At 57.4% G+C, this 17,142-nt stretch carries 9 protein-coding genes; all 9 read left to right on the forward strand.

Annotated elements, in window-relative coordinates:
* The first annotated feature begins 2 nt into the window (after window positions 1-2).
* Genes ACFPFG_RS31840 through brxL form a run of 9 tightly spaced genes read left to right on the forward strand, consistent with a single transcriptional unit; the run spans window position 3 to window position 17,133 of the window.
* Window positions 3-791 (forward strand): DUF1819 family protein, encoded by a 789-nt coding sequence (locus tag ACFPFG_RS31840; protein WP_077575501.1) that lies wholly within the window; start codon window positions 3-5, stop codon window positions 789-791.
* On the forward strand, window positions 772-1,347 hold the full coding sequence (locus ACFPFG_RS31845) for a BREX protein BrxB domain-containing protein (RefSeq protein ID WP_380109908.1): 576 nt from the start codon (window positions 772-774) through the stop codon (window positions 1,345-1,347). Before ACFPFG_RS31840 ends, ACFPFG_RS31845 begins: the two co-directional genes overlap by 20 nt.
* Before the next feature lie 28 nt (window positions 1,348-1,375).
* Window positions 1,376-4,999, forward strand: coding sequence for a BREX system P-loop protein BrxC (brxC, locus tag ACFPFG_RS31850; RefSeq protein WP_380109910.1), 3,624 nt, complete (start codon window positions 1,376-1,378; stop codon window positions 4,997-4,999).
* A 2-nt stretch (window positions 5,000-5,001) separates the two neighbouring features.
* The gene (locus tag ACFPFG_RS31855; protein ID WP_380109912.1) at window positions 5,002-6,333 is read left to right on the forward strand and encodes an AAA family ATPase; all 1,332 of its coding nucleotides are present in this window, start codon (window positions 5,002-5,004) and stop codon (window positions 6,331-6,333) included.
* Entirely contained in the window at window positions 6,326-6,811 is a 486-nt protein-coding gene (locus ACFPFG_RS31860; protein WP_380109914.1) for a hypothetical protein, read from the forward strand. Before ACFPFG_RS31855 ends, ACFPFG_RS31860 begins: the two co-directional genes overlap by 8 nt.
* Window positions 6,812-6,814: 3 nt before the next feature.
* Window positions 6,815-10,705: a BREX-1 system adenine-specific DNA-methyltransferase PglX gene (gene pglX / locus ACFPFG_RS31865; RefSeq protein ID WP_380109916.1), complete on the forward strand. Its 3,891-nt coding sequence runs from the start codon at window positions 6,815-6,817 to the stop codon at window positions 10,703-10,705.
* A complete protein-coding gene (locus ACFPFG_RS31870; protein ID WP_380109918.1) occupies window positions 10,702-12,510 on the forward strand; it encodes a DUF262 domain-containing protein in 1,809 nt (602 codons plus the stop codon). Before pglX ends, ACFPFG_RS31870 begins: the two co-directional genes overlap by 4 nt.
* Window positions 12,507-15,035, forward strand: a complete 2,529-nt coding sequence (locus tag ACFPFG_RS31875) for a PglZ domain-containing protein (protein ID WP_380109920.1) — start codon at window positions 12,507-12,509, stop codon at window positions 15,033-15,035. The genes ACFPFG_RS31870 and ACFPFG_RS31875 overlap by 4 nt, the downstream gene beginning before the upstream one ends.
* A gap of 4 nt (window positions 15,036-15,039) precedes the next feature.
* Complete coding sequence (brxL, locus tag ACFPFG_RS31880) at window positions 15,040-17,133, forward strand: BREX system Lon protease-like protein BrxL (RefSeq protein ID WP_077575554.1); 2,094 nt, start codon at window positions 15,040-15,042, stop codon at window positions 17,131-17,133.
* Window positions 17,134-17,142: the final 9 nt, after the last annotated feature.

The following is a 17,142-nucleotide window of genomic DNA, read 5'->3' on the forward strand; positions in this document are numbered from 1 at the left end:
TCGTGGCCGACAACACCCCCTACACGACTCAGTTGCAAGCAGGTCTTGGTCTCGTCAACGAAACCAAGACGTTGCTCGACCTGTGGTCGCCAGGCATGTCGGCCAATCAGTTGCATCTGGTCGCGTTGGATTCAGGTCGGTTCCCCACCGTCACCGCACGCCGGCTCCGCAACATCGTCGTCGAATGTTTCGCGCCACGCTATCTCGTAGCAAATGGCGCACCGGCAGCTCATCTAAAACGTCTATCTGCAACCTTATCCACGGCTGATCTGACGCAACTCATGCTCGTATTTACGAGTCGGGCAAACCCGATCCTTGGCGACTTCGTGCGCCACGTCTACTGGGCTCGATATGCTGGTGGATACACCGAGATCACCAACGACGATGCACGGACTTTTGTCGAGCGCGGCATCGATGACGGAAAGACCATCAAGCGCTGGTCGGAAACTACCGTGCGACGGGTCTCTGGCTATCTAACGGGTTGCTGTGCCGACTACGGAATGCTCGAGCGCGGGCTGCGTTCGAGCCGTCGCATCCTGCCGTTTCGTATTTCTCCAGCTGTGGCCGCCTTCTTGGCTTACGAACTGCATTTTTCCGGCATCAGCGACAACGCGCTGCTGATCCACGACGACTGGAAACTATTTGGTCTGGCGCGCGAAGACGTGCTGGAGGAAATCAAACGACTCTCGCTGAAAGGGTTGCTCATCGTCCAGGCCGCTGGCGATGTGATCCGCATCAGCTGGAAAAAAATAGATATGGAGGCGCTCTGCGATGTCCTCAATCAAAGCTGATTTTGACGAATTGCGCGAGCGCATTCGGCATGGGCGGGAACTCGGCCATGCGAGCTTCGAGCCGATCTACTACCTGGTCTTCCCGCCAGAGCAAATTCTCGAAGTGAAACGACAAACGCCTGCCTGGGTGGCCAAGCTTCACCAGGAAGGCTGGGATGTGCATACCTTCTCCATCGTCGAGCAAATCTGGGCTTTGCTCAAAGAAGATCCATTCTGGACACTTTGCGTGATGGAAGACAAGTCTGCACCACTGGACTGGCCGCGTACCAACAAGGCCCTGGCGGACATCCTGACAACAGAGAACGGCTTGCTCAATCGGCTTGAGGCCGCCTTGCAGCCTCTGGAGGGACAGCAGAGCGCGCTCTTGCTGGTCACTGATCTGGAAGCACTGCATCCATTCATGCGGATTGGTGCTATCGAAAGCCAGCTTCAAGGCAAGTTTCACGTACCGACGATTTTTCTTTACCCCGGCGAGCGAACCGGCAAAACGCGCCTGAAGTTTCTCGGCTTCTACCCGGAAGATGGAAATTACCGCTCCGTACACGTTGGCGGCTGAACAGACAAAAGAATCCTGGGACAAATCTATGACGATTCGCTCACTCTTCGATCCAAGCAAGGACATTTACCGGACCATCGAGAAGGTCATCACCTATGGTGCCTCGCAAGAAGGTCGCCTCAAGGCCGAGATCTCCGAGTACGTGGTCACCGAAAGCATCGAGGAGCAGTTCCGCAAGCTCCTCGATCGCATGCAACTCGCGATGGAATCCGGTGGCGAAAACGAAGTGGGTGTTTGGGTCTCGGGCTTCTATGGTTCGGGCAAGAGTTCGTTCACCAAGTACCTCGGCCTGGCGTTCGATGATCAGCGCACCATCGACGGCACGCCGTTCATCAACCACCTGCAAGACCGTCTTCACAAGCCGCAGACAAGAGCGCTCCTCTCCACTGTCGCGAAGCGCTTCCCGGCCGCGGTGGTCATGCTTGACCTTGCCAGCGAAATGCTCGCCGGCGCCACGATGGAGGATGTCTCCACCGTTCTTTATTTCAAGGTACTGCAGTGGGCTGGCTACTCGCGCAACCTCAAGGTCGCCGCATTCGAGCGGATGGTCGAGAAAGATGGTCGAACGCCCGAGTTGCACGATCGCATCGGCCAAGCGCTGCCAGGCGCAACTTGGACGCGCGTGCAGAACAACCCATTGGCTATCGACGGGCTGATCCCAAAAATCGCCCATGAGATGTATCCCGCACTCTTCCCGGAAGCAAAGTCCTTCTCATCCAGCACCGAGGGGTTCTTCCAGTTCGAAGACCAGCGCGTGCAGGAGATGATCGACATCGTTCGCGAAAAAAGCGGCAAGCAGAACATCATCTTCATCGTCGACGAAGTCGGCCAGTACGTCGCCTCACGCGACAACCTGATTCTCAACCTCGATGGCTTGGCGAAGAATCTCAAGCGGCTGGGGGACGGGAAGGCATGGATCATCTCTACTGCGCAGCAGACGCTGACGGAGGACGACCCGCGCGCCGCACTGAACTCCGACAAGCTCTACAAACTCAAGGACCGTTTCCCGATCCAGATTGACCTTGAATCGAGTGACATCAAGGAGATTTGCTACCGCCGCCTGCTCGGCAAATCGCCAACGGGGGAGACTGAACTGGGCAAGCTGTTCGATGCCCACGGCCAAGCGCTGCGACACAACACCAAACTGCAAGACGCCAAGTATTACGACGCGGACTTCAGCAAAGAAAGTTTCACCAATCTGTACCCGTTCTTGCCGGCGCACTTTGACATCTTGCTGCACCTGCTGGGTGCGCTGGCTAAATCGACCGGTGGCATCGGTCTGCGCTCGGCGATCAAGGTGATCCAGGACGTTTTGAAGGGCGAAGGTGGCTCCAAGGCAATGGCCGATCAACCCGTAGGCTGGCTGGCGACCACTGTCACCCTGTACGACGAATTGGAAAAGGATATCCGCCGCGCCTTCACGTCCATCCACCAGGCGGTCGGCAAAGTACAGATTCGCTTCCCGGATTCGCAACTTCATCAAGACATCGCCAAGTCCGTCGCTGTGCTGCAGATCCTGGGCAATCTGCCTGTGTCGGTGCAGAACGTCGCCAGCCTGATGCACCCATCTGTTACCGCGTCTTCGCAACTCGACACGGTCAAAAAGGCCGTCGAGGAAATGCTGGGCGACGTGCACGTGCCGCTGGGCGAGAAAGATGGCAGCTTGGTCTTTCTCAGTGAAAAATTGCGTGACATCGAACAAGAGCGCGGTGCCATTGCGCTGCGTACCGTCGATGTGAAGCGTATTTTCAACGATGCGCTGCGCGAATCCTTCGACCCGCTTCCCCGAGTCAGCCTTCACGGGACTATGGCCGTCGCAACGGGCCTGAAAGTCCAGGCTGGCAGCGCCACCACCAGCCTGGCTGGTGACAACAATGCCATCCAGACTGTTGTAGAACTGGTTCCTGCCAGTGATTACGAGACATCCAAGCATCGGATGCTGGACGACTCCCGTAGTCGCGCCGGTCGCAATGTCATTGGTCTGCTGGCCCGCTCCAATGCCGACCTCGACGACCTGGCAAATGAAATCTACCGCTGCCAGCGCATCGCCGAGCTGCATCGCAACGAGCCCGACCAAGAGGTCAAGGACTACTGCTCAGGCCAGCTTGATCGCGCCGCCAAGCTTGCGACTCAACTACAGAGCAAGATCAAACAAACCCTGCAGGCTGGCTCGTTCGTTTTTCGAGGCCAAGCCACTGCCGTATCGGCGTTGAACGCCGACCTGCTGGAAGCCGCCAAGAAGCTGCTTGCAGACGTCGCAGACCAGGTCTTCGACCGTTATGTCGAAGCGCCGGTGCGTGCCGGAACCGACACCGCCGAGAAATTCCTGAAAGTTGCCAACCCCGCAGCCATCAGCAGCGCGCTGGACCCGCTCGGACTGGTGCAAACCGTAGCGGGGCGCGCCTCGTTCAAGACCGATCACAAGGCGATGATCAGCATCCGCGACTACATCGACAAGCGCGGTACGGTCGATGGAAAGCGTCTGCTTGACGACTTTGGCAGCGACCCGTTTGGTTGGTCGCCGGATACAACGCGCTACATCGTGGCCGCCATGCTCATGGCTGGCGAAATCAAGTTGAAAGTGTCTGGGCGTGAAGTCACGGCGGCTGGGCAGCAGGCGATCGACGCTCTGAAAACCAACAACTCGTTCAAGCAAATCGGCGTTTCACTTCGCGACGAACGTCCATCCATCGAAACCCTCGGCCGGGCGGCTGAGCGCCTCTCTGAACTGGTCGGTGACATGGTGATCCCGCTGGAACAAGAGATCAGCAAGGCGGCGACGAAGCACTTCCCACGCTTTCAGCACGACTACGGATCCTTGGCTGAGAAGCTTGTTGGCCTTGGGTTGGCAGGCAGTGACCGTATTCGCACCTTGAACCAGGACATCGCCGACGTCCTGTTCACCGATGCCTCTGATGCTCCGCAGCGCCTGGGCGCCGAGACCTCCGCCATTTACGACAACCTCAAGTGGTCGCTGGAAGTGAAACGGGTGCTGGACAACGGCCTTGACGCCACCCTGCGCGACTTGCAAGCCCACCGCCGCGACATCGAAGCCTTGCCGGACACCGGCGTGCCAGGCGAGCTGCGCCGCGAACTTGCCGAAGACCTGGGAACTCTGTCGGAGCGCCTGGGCAAAGAAGATTTCTACAAACACACCGCAGACTTCAACTCACAGCTCACTCATTTGAAGGGCCGCGTGCGCGATGCGGTCATCACGCTCTCAGACCAGCAAAAGCTGCGTTTGAAGGAAGGCGTTGAAGACCTGCAACGTATCCCCGAGTGGGAAGAACTCACCCAGGAGGAACGTGGCAATGCCGTGAATCGTCTGGACGGGCTCACGCTCGCAGCGCCGCAGGATCTGGCCGGACTCAAAAAACTGTTGGCGCGCGACTACGACATCAACAGCACTCTCGACGATCTGAAGCGGTCGATCCAGCGTCAAGGCCAGGAACGCCTGCGCCAGCGCATGGAGGAAGAGAGGGCCAAAACTGGCGAGAAAGGTCCGGCCAAACTCAGCAAGTCAATCGCGGTGCCAGTGAAGATGACCTCTGCCGCAGACATCGACGCGTTGATCCAACAGCTCAATGAAATCAAGGTACAGCTTGGCCTCTACTCCGAGATCGAGGTGTCTATCGAAATTAAAGGAGAGTAATCATGCTGACCGCCATTACTCTGGAAGACTTCAAAAGTTACAGGCAAGCAACGTTGCCCCTGTCTGCGCTGACTGTGCTGATTGGGGCTAACGCGTCAGGTAAAAGTAATGTAATCGAAGGCATGCGCTTGCTGTCCTGGTTGGCGCAAGGGCAAAAGCTATCGGCTATCCGATTTGCTGTGCAAAGTGGTGATCAAGTGGTGCGCGGCAAGCTGGAGGATCTGGCCTATCAACGTGGTGAGTCCTTTGGACTCGGTGTACACACCAACGCGACTGAGTGGAATCATCTCAGCATGCGTCTAAGTCGCCGCGCTGATGGGTTGCACATCACTGCTGAGAGCCTGACCCACGACGGCGCAAAAGTGCCGCTTTACACACTGGATCAGCCCTCCAGTGGACAAGGTACGGATGCCGGTGTGGCCTATAACAACTTTGCTAATGGCGGCAATAAACCGCATGTGGCTTGTACGGATCAAACGGCAATCTTCACTCAGCTCACCAGCCCAGCCACTTTTGACGCGAAGCATAAAGCTTCTCGGGATCGCATCCCGCCTGTGACGAAAGACTTGGAGCAGTGGCTTTCTGCTGTTCTCTTTCTCGATCCGGTTCCGGCGCAAATGCGCGACTATGCGTTTCCGTCAGACAAAGAACTGCAAGGCAGTGGTCGCAACGTATCGGCAGTGCTGTTCAACTGCTGGGGGCCTGATGAAAAGGCGGGCGACGAGCCTTTTTCCAGCAACCGTGCGGCCATCCTGAATTTCATTCAGAGCTTGCCTGAACAGGACATCGCTGGGCTGTCGTTCCTGGAAGAGCCTCGCGGTGGCGTCATGGTTCAGCTTACCGAGACATTTGGCGGCAGGATGGATGAACGCGACGCATCCTTGCTCTCCGATGGCACCTTGCGTGTTCTGGCTATCGCAGCCGCCATGCTGTCAGCGCCAGAAGGTAGCTTGGTGGTCATCGAGGAAATCGATAATGGCGTGCATCCCAGTCGTGCTCACCATTTGCTCCAGCAGATTCAAGACATCGCCAGTCAGCGTAACCTGCGTGTACTGCTCTCCACCCACAACCCCGCGATGCTCGATGCGCTGCCCGATAGCGCCGTGCCCGAAGTGGTTTTCTGTTACCGCCACCCGGAAGATGGCGCCAGCCGCCTAGTGCGCTTAGCCGATGTCCCGGACTACCCGGAGCTGATCGCCCAAGGTAGCTTGGGCCATCTGATGACCTCCGGCACCCTGGAGCGCTTCGTCAAGCATCACCCAACGGGCGAAGCGCGCAAACAACGTGCACTGGATTGGTTGGCCAAGATGCGTTCGGGAGCCAGCAATGAGTGACATCGTATTGCTGGATACTACGGTTTACTTGAACGTGCTGGATGTGCCTGGCCGCAATCAAGAGCGTGGAGAAATTCTGGATGCTTTCCAGGATCGTGTATTAAACGGTGACCACTTTCTGCTGCCCATGGCTGCTATCTGGGAAGCTGGCAACCACATATCTCGCCTGGCCAATGGCGCCTTGCGCTACCAATTTGCACGCACTCTGGTTACCAATGTACAAGCGGCGATCGGCGGAGAAGCTCCCTATCGCACTACGTATTTTCCCGACAGTGCGGTCTTTGCCGCTTGGCTGAATGATTTTCCTACCGCAGCCCAGCGTAACAAATCACCAGCCAAAACGAACGAAGGCATCAGTCTGAGCGACCATTCCATCATCAAGGAATGGGAGCAAACACGCGATCGGCACGCCATGTCGCGGGTATTGATCTGGTCGCTCGATATTGATCTGGCTGCCTACGATACAGGAGCCCGTTAATTCATGGCTTTCGATCAAACCACCCGCAACCGCCTGCAGCGCTTCGTCAACGATGCGCGCCGCGTGCTGGAAGAGGAATTCACCCGCCAGCTGCAGAACGACTACGGCATGGACCCGAACGCGGGCACCGTGGCGGAGCTTGCCAGCCTGCGCCATATCAACGACGCCCAGCGCGAAACTGCCCGCATCCTGCGCGACACCCTGGCGCACTACACCGCCAGTGGCGACATGAACGCCACGCAGGGCCTTGATCGCATCGTGCGGGAGCAGGCCTTCACCGTGCTCAACCGCTTGGCGGCGCTGCGTATGGCGGAAGCGCGTGGCCTGTTGGTCGAATCAGTGGGCAACGGCTTCCAGGCCAAGGGCTTTCAGCTCTATGCGCGCCTGGCCGGCACCGGCCTGGGCGAAACCGGCGATGCCTACCGCGTGTATTTGTTCAGCGTGTTCGATGAACTCGCGCAAGACCTGCCGGGCCTGTTCGACCGCTACTCACCGCAGGGGCGCCTGTTCCCGCGCGAGGCCGCGCTGCTACAGGTGCTGAACCTGATCAACGATGCCGACATCGCCCCGCTGTGGAGCGAAGACGAAACCATCGGCTGGATCTACCAGTACTTCAACTCCAAGGAAGAGCGCAAAGCCATGCGCGATGCCAGCCAAGCGCCGCGCAACAGCCGCGAGCTGGCCGTTCGTAACCAGTTCTTCACACCGCGCTACGTGGTCGAGTTTCTGGTGGACAACACCCTCGGGCGACTCTGGTTCAACGCCACGGGCGCGGCCTCCGGCCTGCGCGATCGCTGCCAATATCTGCTGGTGAAACCGGACGAAACGCCCCAAGCCGCCACCAAGCTGCGCGACCCGCGCACCCTCAAACTGCTGGACCCGGCCTGCGGCTCCATGCACTTTGGTCTGTATGCCTTCGATCTGTTCGCCGAGATCTACCGCGAAGCCTGGGCCTGGGAACAACAGCACGGCCCCGGCTCGTTGGATGTCTCAACTCAGCCCCAGGCTGCTGCGTTCAAACCATTGAGCCAGACCTACGAGGACGAGGCAGCATTCTTGCGCGACGTGCCTCGTTTGATCCTCGAGCACAACATCTATGGCGTGGACATCGACCCGCGTGCCGCGCAGATCGCCTCGCTGGCGCTGTGGCTGCGGGCGCAGCGTGCCTGGCACGATGCGGGAGTGAAGGCCAAAGACCGCCCGCTGATTGGGCGGGGCCAAGTGGTCGCAGCCATTGCGCCGCCAGCAGATCGCGAGCTGCGCCAGCAGTTTGCGGCCAACCTCGACAAACGCGATGCCGAGCTGTTTGAGAAGACCCTGCAACTGCTCAAAGGTCTGCCGGAGCTCGGAGTGCTGCTCCAGGTCGAACGCGAGTTGCCGAGCTTGATCCGCCAGGTTTATGTCGGCAAGGGTACTGGCTTGTTTGCTCAACAGGAGCAAGAGAACTGGCAGCAAGCGGAGGCGCGCCTGCGCACGGCACTCACTGAGTTCGCTCAGGCAGCCAAGTCGACGTATCAGGGGCGCCTGTTTGCATTGGATGCGCTCGAAGGACTTCGATTAATCGATTTGATTCGGGAGAAATTCGACGTAACGGTAATGAATCCTCCTTTTGGGGCACCAACCGAAAACACGTACGAATACATTAGAAAGAACTACCCGGGCTTTCATAACGACATCTATGCAAGCTTTGTAGCAAGAGCGAACGAGTTGTCGAGCTCAGGGTTTGTGGGGTGCATATCTTCTCGCTCCTTTTTGATGTCCCCGCGCCTTGAGCAATTCCGTAGCAAAGTAATCCTCCCAAGGCTTATTTGCCTGGCAGATTTTGGCCTTGGAGTAATGGATGACGCTCACGTTGAAGCTGCCGCATATGTTCTCGGTCCAGTAGGCGATAGTGATTTTTCAGTCATCGACCTAAGAAAGGTTGCTGCAAACCGTGAATCTGCGTTGAATGCAGCTATTGCATCCGAGGGCGCATCATTTTTCAGAAGGGAATGGTTTCTTGCCTTACCTCAATCGAAGATTCTGTATGCCGCGCCTGCGCGTGTAAGAGAGCTTCTATCGTCCGGTACGTATTTTGAGCCAGCTATTGGAACAGCGAGAGAAGGCATGAAGTCATTCGATAACTTCCGATTCATTCGCCTCTGGTGGGAGGTCGAGCCAGAGCGTATTGGGCGAGGAAAATCGTGGGAGCGGTTTAGTAAAGGCGGAGATTTCTCATACTTCTACCTTGATACGCATTTGCTTCTCAATTGGGCGAATGATGGCGCTGAACTCAAGGAAATCAACCGTAGCCTCAACGGATCTACCGCCCAAGTCCGGCAAGCATCTGACTACTGGTACATACCTGGGGTGACTTATTCAAAGCGTAGCGCAAAAGGTTTCAGCGCTAGGGTTTTGCCTGCGGATACCATTTTTACTAGCAATGGCCCAGCCGTACTTAGCACAAGCGAAATTTCTTCACTGTACTTGCTGGGTTGGATCAATAGTCGCCTGGTTCGAGGGTTTATTCATCTCCAATCAAATTTCGGCGACTATTCGACCGGCTCGCTAAAGCGGCTGCCATGGGTTGTGCCAGGTGATGAAGTGGTTTCTCAAATCGAGGGTGCCTCGAAGGTCGCTGTAGACACCTCGCTCATTTTTAGAATTAGTGCCCGTGAAATATCCCCACGATTTCTCGGGCCACATCTTTGCGAGTCATTGGCGACAACAACAACTGCTCTACAAAATATGGCGGCCGAAGAGAGTAGAGCTCACGATCGCGCAATTTCCATCGCAAGCGAACTTTTGTCGAACGAATATTCGATAGACGATTTAAGTTGGGCCGATGAGCTTCTTGGCGAACCTGCTGATGAAGATGAGGCGGGCGATGATGACGCCGGCGGAGAATCAACAGATCAGCATGATGTCTCTATTGAAGTAGTCGCTTCGACTATTGTTTCGTACGCAATTGGTTGCGTGTTTGGCCGATGGGACTTCTCTGAGCACATTCCTAGAGCCGCAAGCGTGGAAGGTCTGTCGATACCGGATGCATTTGCACCAATCCCTAAATTCGCCCCCGGCCAAGTAGATGTCTGTACTGAGGTCAAAGGACTTTCAAACATCGCCAATGAACATCCTGGTGTCGTGGAGCTCGGCGGTATTTGCGAGTCAAGTTCTGATGCGAACAATCGCCTTGTTGAGAGGGTGAGACACCTTTTTGATGAGTTTTTCCATGGGGAATCTGGTGCATGGGAGAATGATCTTTGCGCTTCACTTCGAGTTCAAAAACTCGCCGATTACATACAAAGGCCAAACGGATTCTTTTCTAAACACTTGGCTCAGTACTCACTTAGCGGGAGACAGGCTCCGATCTATTGGCCACTGTCATCTGCTTCAGGTGATTACACGGTGTGGGTCTATTATCCAAGCCTCACCAGCCAGACCTTGTACACGGCGATCAACGACTTCGTCGAGCCCAAACTCAAACAAGTCGGCGCCGATGTGACGGCGCTGCGTAACAAGGGCGCGGCCCGCACCCGCGACGACGAAAAGCAATTCGAATCCCTGCAAGCCTTCGAGCTGGAGTTGATCGAGCTGCGAGACACCCTGCTCAAGCTCGCGCCCACCTACAAGCCAAACCACGACGACGGCGTGCAGATCAGTGCCGCGCCATTGTGGCAGTTGTTCCGCCACAAGCCCTGGCAGAAGGTGCTCAAAGACACCTGGGCCAAGCTGGAAAAAGGCGATTACGACTGGGCGATGCTCGCCATGAACTACTGGCCCGAGCGCGTTCGCGAGAAGTGCAAGACCGACAAGTCGCTCGCCATCGCGCATGGCCTGGAGGATTTGTACATCGAGCCCGAGGTAGCGCCGAAGACGACGCGCGGCAGAAAGAAGACCGGAGGCGATGAATGATTCAGGACGTCAAAGCGCTGCCGGTCAGCTTCTACTTCAGCCCCGATGGGACGACGTCGTTCTTCATTCCGAAGTACCAACGCGAGTATGTGTGGGGCGGCAAGAACTGGGATGCGCTATTCAATGACCTGGAGGAGTCGCCCAGTGGGCACTTTCTGGGCTCCATCATCTGCGTGAACACTCAGCAAGATGGCATGGCCGGTGGCCGACTTGAGCTGATCGACGGCCAGCAGCGGTTCACCACCATCAGCCTGTTGTTCTGTGCGTTCTACGACAAGCTGAATGCCATTCCGAGCCCAGATCGCCGTCTGCTGGTGGAGCTGGACAACCTGGAAAGCCGCATCTTCGTCCGCACCTCTGGCCAGTGGCGCCTGGAACCCAGCGAGCAGGCGCAGAACAAGACCGATTTCCAAAAGGTGCTGAGCGATCTGTTCCCCAAACAGGTGAAAGCGCCGAAGGGCTTGAGCAATTTCGGCAACCGCCGCATTGCGCGCGCTTTCCGCTACTTCTGCGAGCGACTTGAAGGGCTGAGTCAGGACAGCGTATTGGCCCTGCTGGAAAAGCTCAAAGCGGCCATGCTGGTCAAGATCGAGGTGCGCAGCCATTCCGATGCCTTCATGTTGTTCGAGTCGATCAATAACCGGGGCATCCCGCTCTCGGCCATCGACATCATCAAGAACAACCTGTTGGCCGAGTTGGACAAGCGCCCGGACTATGGCATCGACCGGGCGTTTGACGAGTGGAAAGACCTGATCGACCTGTTGCCCGACCCGGCGGTTCAGGAGCGCTTCCTGCGCCAGCTGTACAACATGTTCAAGTACCTCAAGCGGGTGGAAGTCAAAGGCTGCACACGCGCCACGCGCTCGAACTTGATCACCATCTACGACACTCTGTTGCGCAAGCGTCCGGTCTGGTTGTTCGGTGCGCTGCAATCCAAGGGCAAAACCTACTCGGCGTTGCTCAATCCCATCGTTGCACGAGGGGAATGGGGAGATGCCACCGCATCTGCCTTGCAGGATCTGCAGCGCCTGGGGGCCGCGCCGGCTTACGCATTTTTGCTGTGGGCCAGCCAGGTAGCGCAGAGCCAGAAATGGACTGAGGGTGATGCAGTGAGCCGTCTGGCCACTTTGCTCACCAAGTGGTTCTTTTGGCGCAACCTCACCGATATGCCACCCACCCGCGAACTCGACCCGATGTTCATGGAACTAGTCGGCCACTTGCTGACGCAGATTCGAGAAGGCAAAACCAAGACGCTGGACGGCTTCATTCAGCAGACCAGTGATTGGCTGCTGGCACGGGCCGCCCCGCAGGAGGTTTGCGAGTCGCGCCTCAAGGGCGATGTGTACCTTGAGAACTACGAGGCCACGCGGTTCATGCTGTGCAAGCTGGAAGAAGTGCACCAAACCCGGGAAAACAAACGCGACCTGTGGGCGCATGACGCCAATGATCGCCCCGTATTCACCGTCGAACACATCCTGCCGAAGACCGAGAACTTGGGGCCGGGCTGGGTGACGATGCTCGAAGGGGATCAGAAAGGTACTGCGTCTGCCATTCGCGAGCGCTGTGCACACCAGCTCGGCAACCTGACCCTGAGTGGCTACAACTCCAAGCTCGGCACGATGGAATTCTTGAAGAAGCGGGATCGCAAGAACGACCAGGGTGATTTCATCGGTTACCGCAACGGCTTGTATCTGAATGCCGACTTGGCCAGCCGAGATGATTGGAACGAGGTCGCCATTACGGCGCGAACAGACAAGATGCTCAAGGAGGTGATGTCCATCCTGAGCCTGCGGGGTGACAGATGACGATTGCAGAATTCATTCGAGAAAGCGTACTGCGGCCGCGTCTGAAGCAAGCTGGCGCCTTGGTGGTGTATGACGCCGACAAGCGCTACCGCGAGCTGTGTTTCGACTTGGCGGCCGACAAGGTGCGGGTGGTGGATGCGTCCGAGAGCAGCATCGAGAGTCGAGAAGCTGCTTTGCTGGCACTGCGCGATGTGGGCCAGCCCAAGGCGTCGCTGGAAGGTGTGTTGATTTATGTGCCTGCGAAGCGACCAGTGACCGAAGAGGAAAAGCAGGTCGATCCGTTCGCGCTTTATGCCGTATGTGGCGCCGTATTTCCCAAAGAGGATGATGGCGACGACTATTTAAGTATCTGCTTGAAGGCCAAGCCAGATTACGGCACCGAAATCCGCCAAGTATTTGCCGGTTCGCCTGCCGGGCCGACTTTTGCAGTCATCGACGCGATTGGCGGCGGCGTAAGCTGGCCCCAGTTGCGAGCAACATTGCAGGTGGAATCGGGCCGCGAGATTTTGGCCGCACTTCTGGTGCCCAGCGCCAAGCAGATCGACGCATTGAAGGTCCAGGAAGATTGGGTGCAGGAGGCACGCGACTTCCTGCGAGCGACCCTGGGATTGAGCGTGAAAACGCGCGGCAAGACCTGGTCTGCCCTGGCGGATGAACTGTGGCGCTATGTGCTGTTCAGCGAGTTCGTTTTTGATTTGCCCCTGGCCTTGCCCGATGCCCTGAATGGCGTGCCGCACGCGCCGCCGGAGGCCAGGCCTATCGTCGAAGGTGTGTGCGATCAATTGCGCAATGATCCCAAAGCACGTGCGGCCTACATCGACCGGGCAGAGACCATAGAGAAGGAACTCAATCTCGTTGAGCTATGCGGTTCTCTGGAAGACCTGGGCGAGCGGGATACCTTTCCCTTTGAGGAGCGGACGTTCCTGCGCGCCGCCATCAAGGGCATCGTCACGGACGACACGGATGCCACACGCCGAGTGCTGGCCAGGCACAAGGGCTCTGTCTGGCTGGGTAAAGGAGAAAGCCAGGCACAGTGGGAACTGGTGCGCTCGGGCCTGAGCTTGGTGGAAGCCTGCGACGACTTCGAACGCCAGTTGCCTGGTCATGCGCGATCGCAGGCAGAGTTGATCGACTTCTATCTGAACAGTTTGCGCGAGGCAGATCGTCTGCAGCGTGAGTTTGAGCAAGCCGCGGGCGATTTTCTCGATCAGCATGGGCTGATGCACGAGGTCATCAACCAGGCACGTGCGCGCTATCGCCGCCTGGCGGAAAAGGTGCAAGGCATCTTCGTCAAGCACATCGAGACGGCAGGCTGGCCGCCTGCTGGTCGACTGGCCAACGCCGATGTTTTCGATCGCCTTGTGGCTGACCGCCTCAAGGAGCGTGGCCGCAAGGTGGCGTATTTGATGGTAGATGCCTTGCGCTACGAATTGGGCGTGGCGCTTGAAAAGCTGCTGACCGAGGATGGCCCTGTTGAGTTACAGGTGGCGTATGCGCAGTTGCCCTCCATCACCTTGGTCGGCATGGCCAGCCTGTTGCCCAATGCCCGCACCGGGCTGGCCCTGGCGCTGGAGAACGATTCGCTGGTGCCCAGGTTAGATGGTGAACCTGTGGGAAGCGTGGCGCAGCGCATGGGTGTGCTGGCCAAGCGGTATGGCGATCGCTTCGAGGAAATGCCGCTGGGCGACTTTGTGCGTGGCAAACCGAAGATCGCCGAGACCGTCGATCTGCTGGTGCTGCGCTCTACGGAAATAGACAGTCAACTCGAAAACAATCCCGAGACAACCTTGGGGCTGATCCCCGGCACGCTCAAGCTGATCCGCGTGGCACTGCACAAGCTGCGTGGCATGGGTTTTAAAGAGGCGGTCATCGTGACCGATCACGGTTTCTTCCTGAACTCGCAGGCAGAGGCTGGCGATGTGTGCGTGAAACCGCAGGGTAAATGGCTGAATGCCCATGACCGCATGATGCTGGGCAACGGTACAGCGGACAGCCACAGCCTGGTCGTCAGCGTAGATAAGGTTGGTATTCGCGGCGATTTCACCAAGGTGGCGTTGCCACGCAGCATGGCTCCGTACCGCGCTGGCCATCTTTATTTTCATGGTGGTGCCTCTTTGGCGGAGGCGGTCGTTCCCGTTCTGGTTGCTCGTCTTGACCATGGTGCCAATGCGGAACCACGCAAGGTGCTGGTGGAGCTGAGCTACAAGAACGGCGCCAAGCGCATCACCACCCTGCTGCCCGTGATTGAAGTGGCCTTGATATCCGATGACATGTTCACGCAGGACATGAGCGTGGAAATCTTGCTTGAGGCCCAGGACAGCAAAGGCAATGTGGTGGGAGAGCCGCGCCCCGGTGGTGATGTGAACCCTGCGACGAGAACGGTGACCCTGATGCCGAACCAGCGCAAACAGATTGCATTGCGAATGGATGAGGAGTTCAGGGGCAAGTTCAAGGTTGTGGCGTTGAACCCGACGACCCTGGCGGCCTACAGCAATCTGGCGCTTGAAACGGACTATACGGAGTAAGCCCATGGACGAACTCGACCAAAAACTGAACGCCACTTTCGATGGCAAGGTGCTGCGCAAGGACTTGCTGCACCGGATCAAGAAAGGCACCAACGTCCCGACGTTCGTCCTGGAGTTCCTGCTTGCCAAGTACTGCGCCAGCAATGACCAGGCTGAGATGGACGCCGGCATGGAAGCAGTGCTCTCGTCGCTGCAGGAGAACTATGTGCGGCCAGATGAGGCCAATGCCGCGCAGTCCAAGGTGGCCACAAAAGGCAAGCACCGCTTCATCGACAAAGTGCATGTTCGCTATGTCGAAAAGGAAAAGCGCCACTGGGCATCGCTGGAGAACTTCAACTCGCAACGCATCGCCATTGCCGAGAAGTTCTACCGGGATAACGATCGTCTGCTGGAAGGCGGAATTTGGGCCGAAGTCACCCTGGCGCACAACGACATTGATGAAGACGACTATGCGTTCTCCATTGAAGACTTGCGACCGATCCAACTGACGCGATTCGATTTTGAACGCTACGCAGAAGGCCGATCAGCCTTCACGCGTGATGAGTGGATCGCTGCGGTATTGCGCTCAGTAGGCCTGGAGCCAAGCAAGCTCTCGAAGCGCGTGCAGATGCACTTCATCGCTAGATTGGCCGCTTTGGTGGAGCCCAACTACAACTACATCGAGTTGGGGCCACGCGGCACGGGCAAGTCCTACTTCTTCAGCGAGTTTTCGCCTTACGCCACCTTGATCTCGGGTGGCCAGGCCACCAAAGCCACGCTGTTCTACAACAACGCACGTCGCAAGGTGGGACTGGTTGGCTTTTGGGACACTGTTGCGTTCGACGAAGTTGGTGGGATCAAGGTGCGCGACCCGGACACCATCCAGATCATGAAGGACTTCATGGCCAATGGGCGCTTTTCGCGCGGGGCTGAGGTTATTGCTGATGCCAGTTTGAGCTTCGTTGGCAACATCGACGTGTCCGTGCAGCAGGTGGTGAACTCCAACGAGCACGATCTTTTCCAGCCGTTGCCGCCAGAGCTCGACTTGGCTGTGATGGACCGTTTCGCTGCCTATATCCCGGGCTGGGAGATGCCGAAGAACAGTAGCGAGTTTCTGACGAGCAACTACGGATTCATCACCGATTACTTGGCAGAAGCCTTCCACTACCAGTTCAAGCACACGAATCGGTATGAGGAAGTGAGCAAGCGCATTCGGCTCGGCAAATCAATCGAGGGGCGCGACGAAAAAGGTATCAAGAAGACCGTCTGTGCTTTCTTGAAGGTCCTGCATCCAAATGGGCCACCCACGGACGAGGAGTTTGAGGAATACGTGGCCTATGCCACCGAGTGCCGCCGCCGCGTCAAGGAGCAGATGAACAAGCGCAAACCGGATGACGAGTTTGCCCGGATCAATCTGTCTTACTTCAAGGCCAGCGGTGAGGAGGTGGTGGTCTTCTGCCCTGAGTCGAAGGATGCGTCGGCAACGCAAGAGCCGGCGCGCCGTCGTTTGAATCAGGCAGGTGGACAGCTCAGTGAAACAGTGGAAGTGCAGCCAGCCGTGCAGCCCGCGCCTATCGTTGCGACAGAGCCTTCAGCCGCCCCGTCGCCGATTGCGCCAACACCTGCGGTGCTTACGCCACCCGCAGCGGAGCTCAAAGAGCAGCACTTCACCATCCTCTATGGCGACACGGGTTACAGCTATGAATCGATCCTTGGCCCCTACTTGCAGGGTGCGAAGGCCGTCGTCATCGAAGACCCGTACATCCGGCTGCAGCATCAGATTCAGAACTTCGTGCGCTTCTGCGAGACAGTGCTAAAGGCTGGTACGGTGAAGAAGATCAGCCTGATCACCGGCTACGACGACAAGACTCAGTTGACCGACATCGCCGAAAAACTCGATGAGCTGAAGCAGAGCCTGCTGGAGTTGGATGTCGAACTGGAGGTGAAGCTCAATCCGAATATCCATGACCGCGAGATCCGTCTGGACAATGGCTGGGTCATCAAGATCGGGCGAGGACTGGATTTTTACCAGAAGCCTGGAGGCTGGTTCGAGGTGGGGGCGAACGATATCAGCTTGCGAAAGTGCTTGGAGACCAAGGTCGATATTTTTCGGGTCTAGAACCAGCCC

The sequence above is a fragment of the Delftia deserti genome, from assembly GCF_042653485.1.
Classification (GTDB): Bacteria; Pseudomonadota; Gammaproteobacteria; order Burkholderiales; family Burkholderiaceae_C; genus Comamonas; species Comamonas acidovorans.

Excerpts from the sequence above, each read along its gene's own strand:
- ACFPFG_RS31845 (WP_380109908.1), top strand. The coding sequence starts at position 772 with ATGTCCTCAATCAAAGCTGATTTTGACGAATTGCGCGAGCGCATTCGG.
- brxC (WP_380109910.1), top strand. The coding sequence starts at position 1,376 with ATGACGATTCGCTCACTCTTCGATCCAAGCAAGGACATTTACCGGACC.
- ACFPFG_RS31855 (WP_380109912.1), top strand. The coding sequence starts at position 5,002 with ATGCTGACCGCCATTACTCTGGAAGACTTCAAAAGTTACAGGCAAGCA.
- ACFPFG_RS31860 (WP_380109914.1), top strand. The coding sequence starts at position 6,326 with ATGAGTGACATCGTATTGCTGGATACTACGGTTTACTTGAACGTGCTG.
- pglX (WP_380109916.1), top strand. The coding sequence starts at position 6,815 with ATGGCTTTCGATCAAACCACCCGCAACCGCCTGCAGCGCTTCGTCAAC.
- ACFPFG_RS31870 (WP_380109918.1), top strand. The coding sequence starts at position 10,702 with ATGATTCAGGACGTCAAAGCGCTGCCGGTCAGCTTCTACTTCAGCCCC.
- ACFPFG_RS31875 (WP_380109920.1), top strand. The coding sequence starts at position 12,507 with ATGACGATTGCAGAATTCATTCGAGAAAGCGTACTGCGGCCGCGTCTG.
- brxL (WP_077575554.1), top strand. The coding sequence starts at position 15,040 with ATGGACGAACTCGACCAAAAACTGAACGCCACTTTCGATGGCAAGGTG.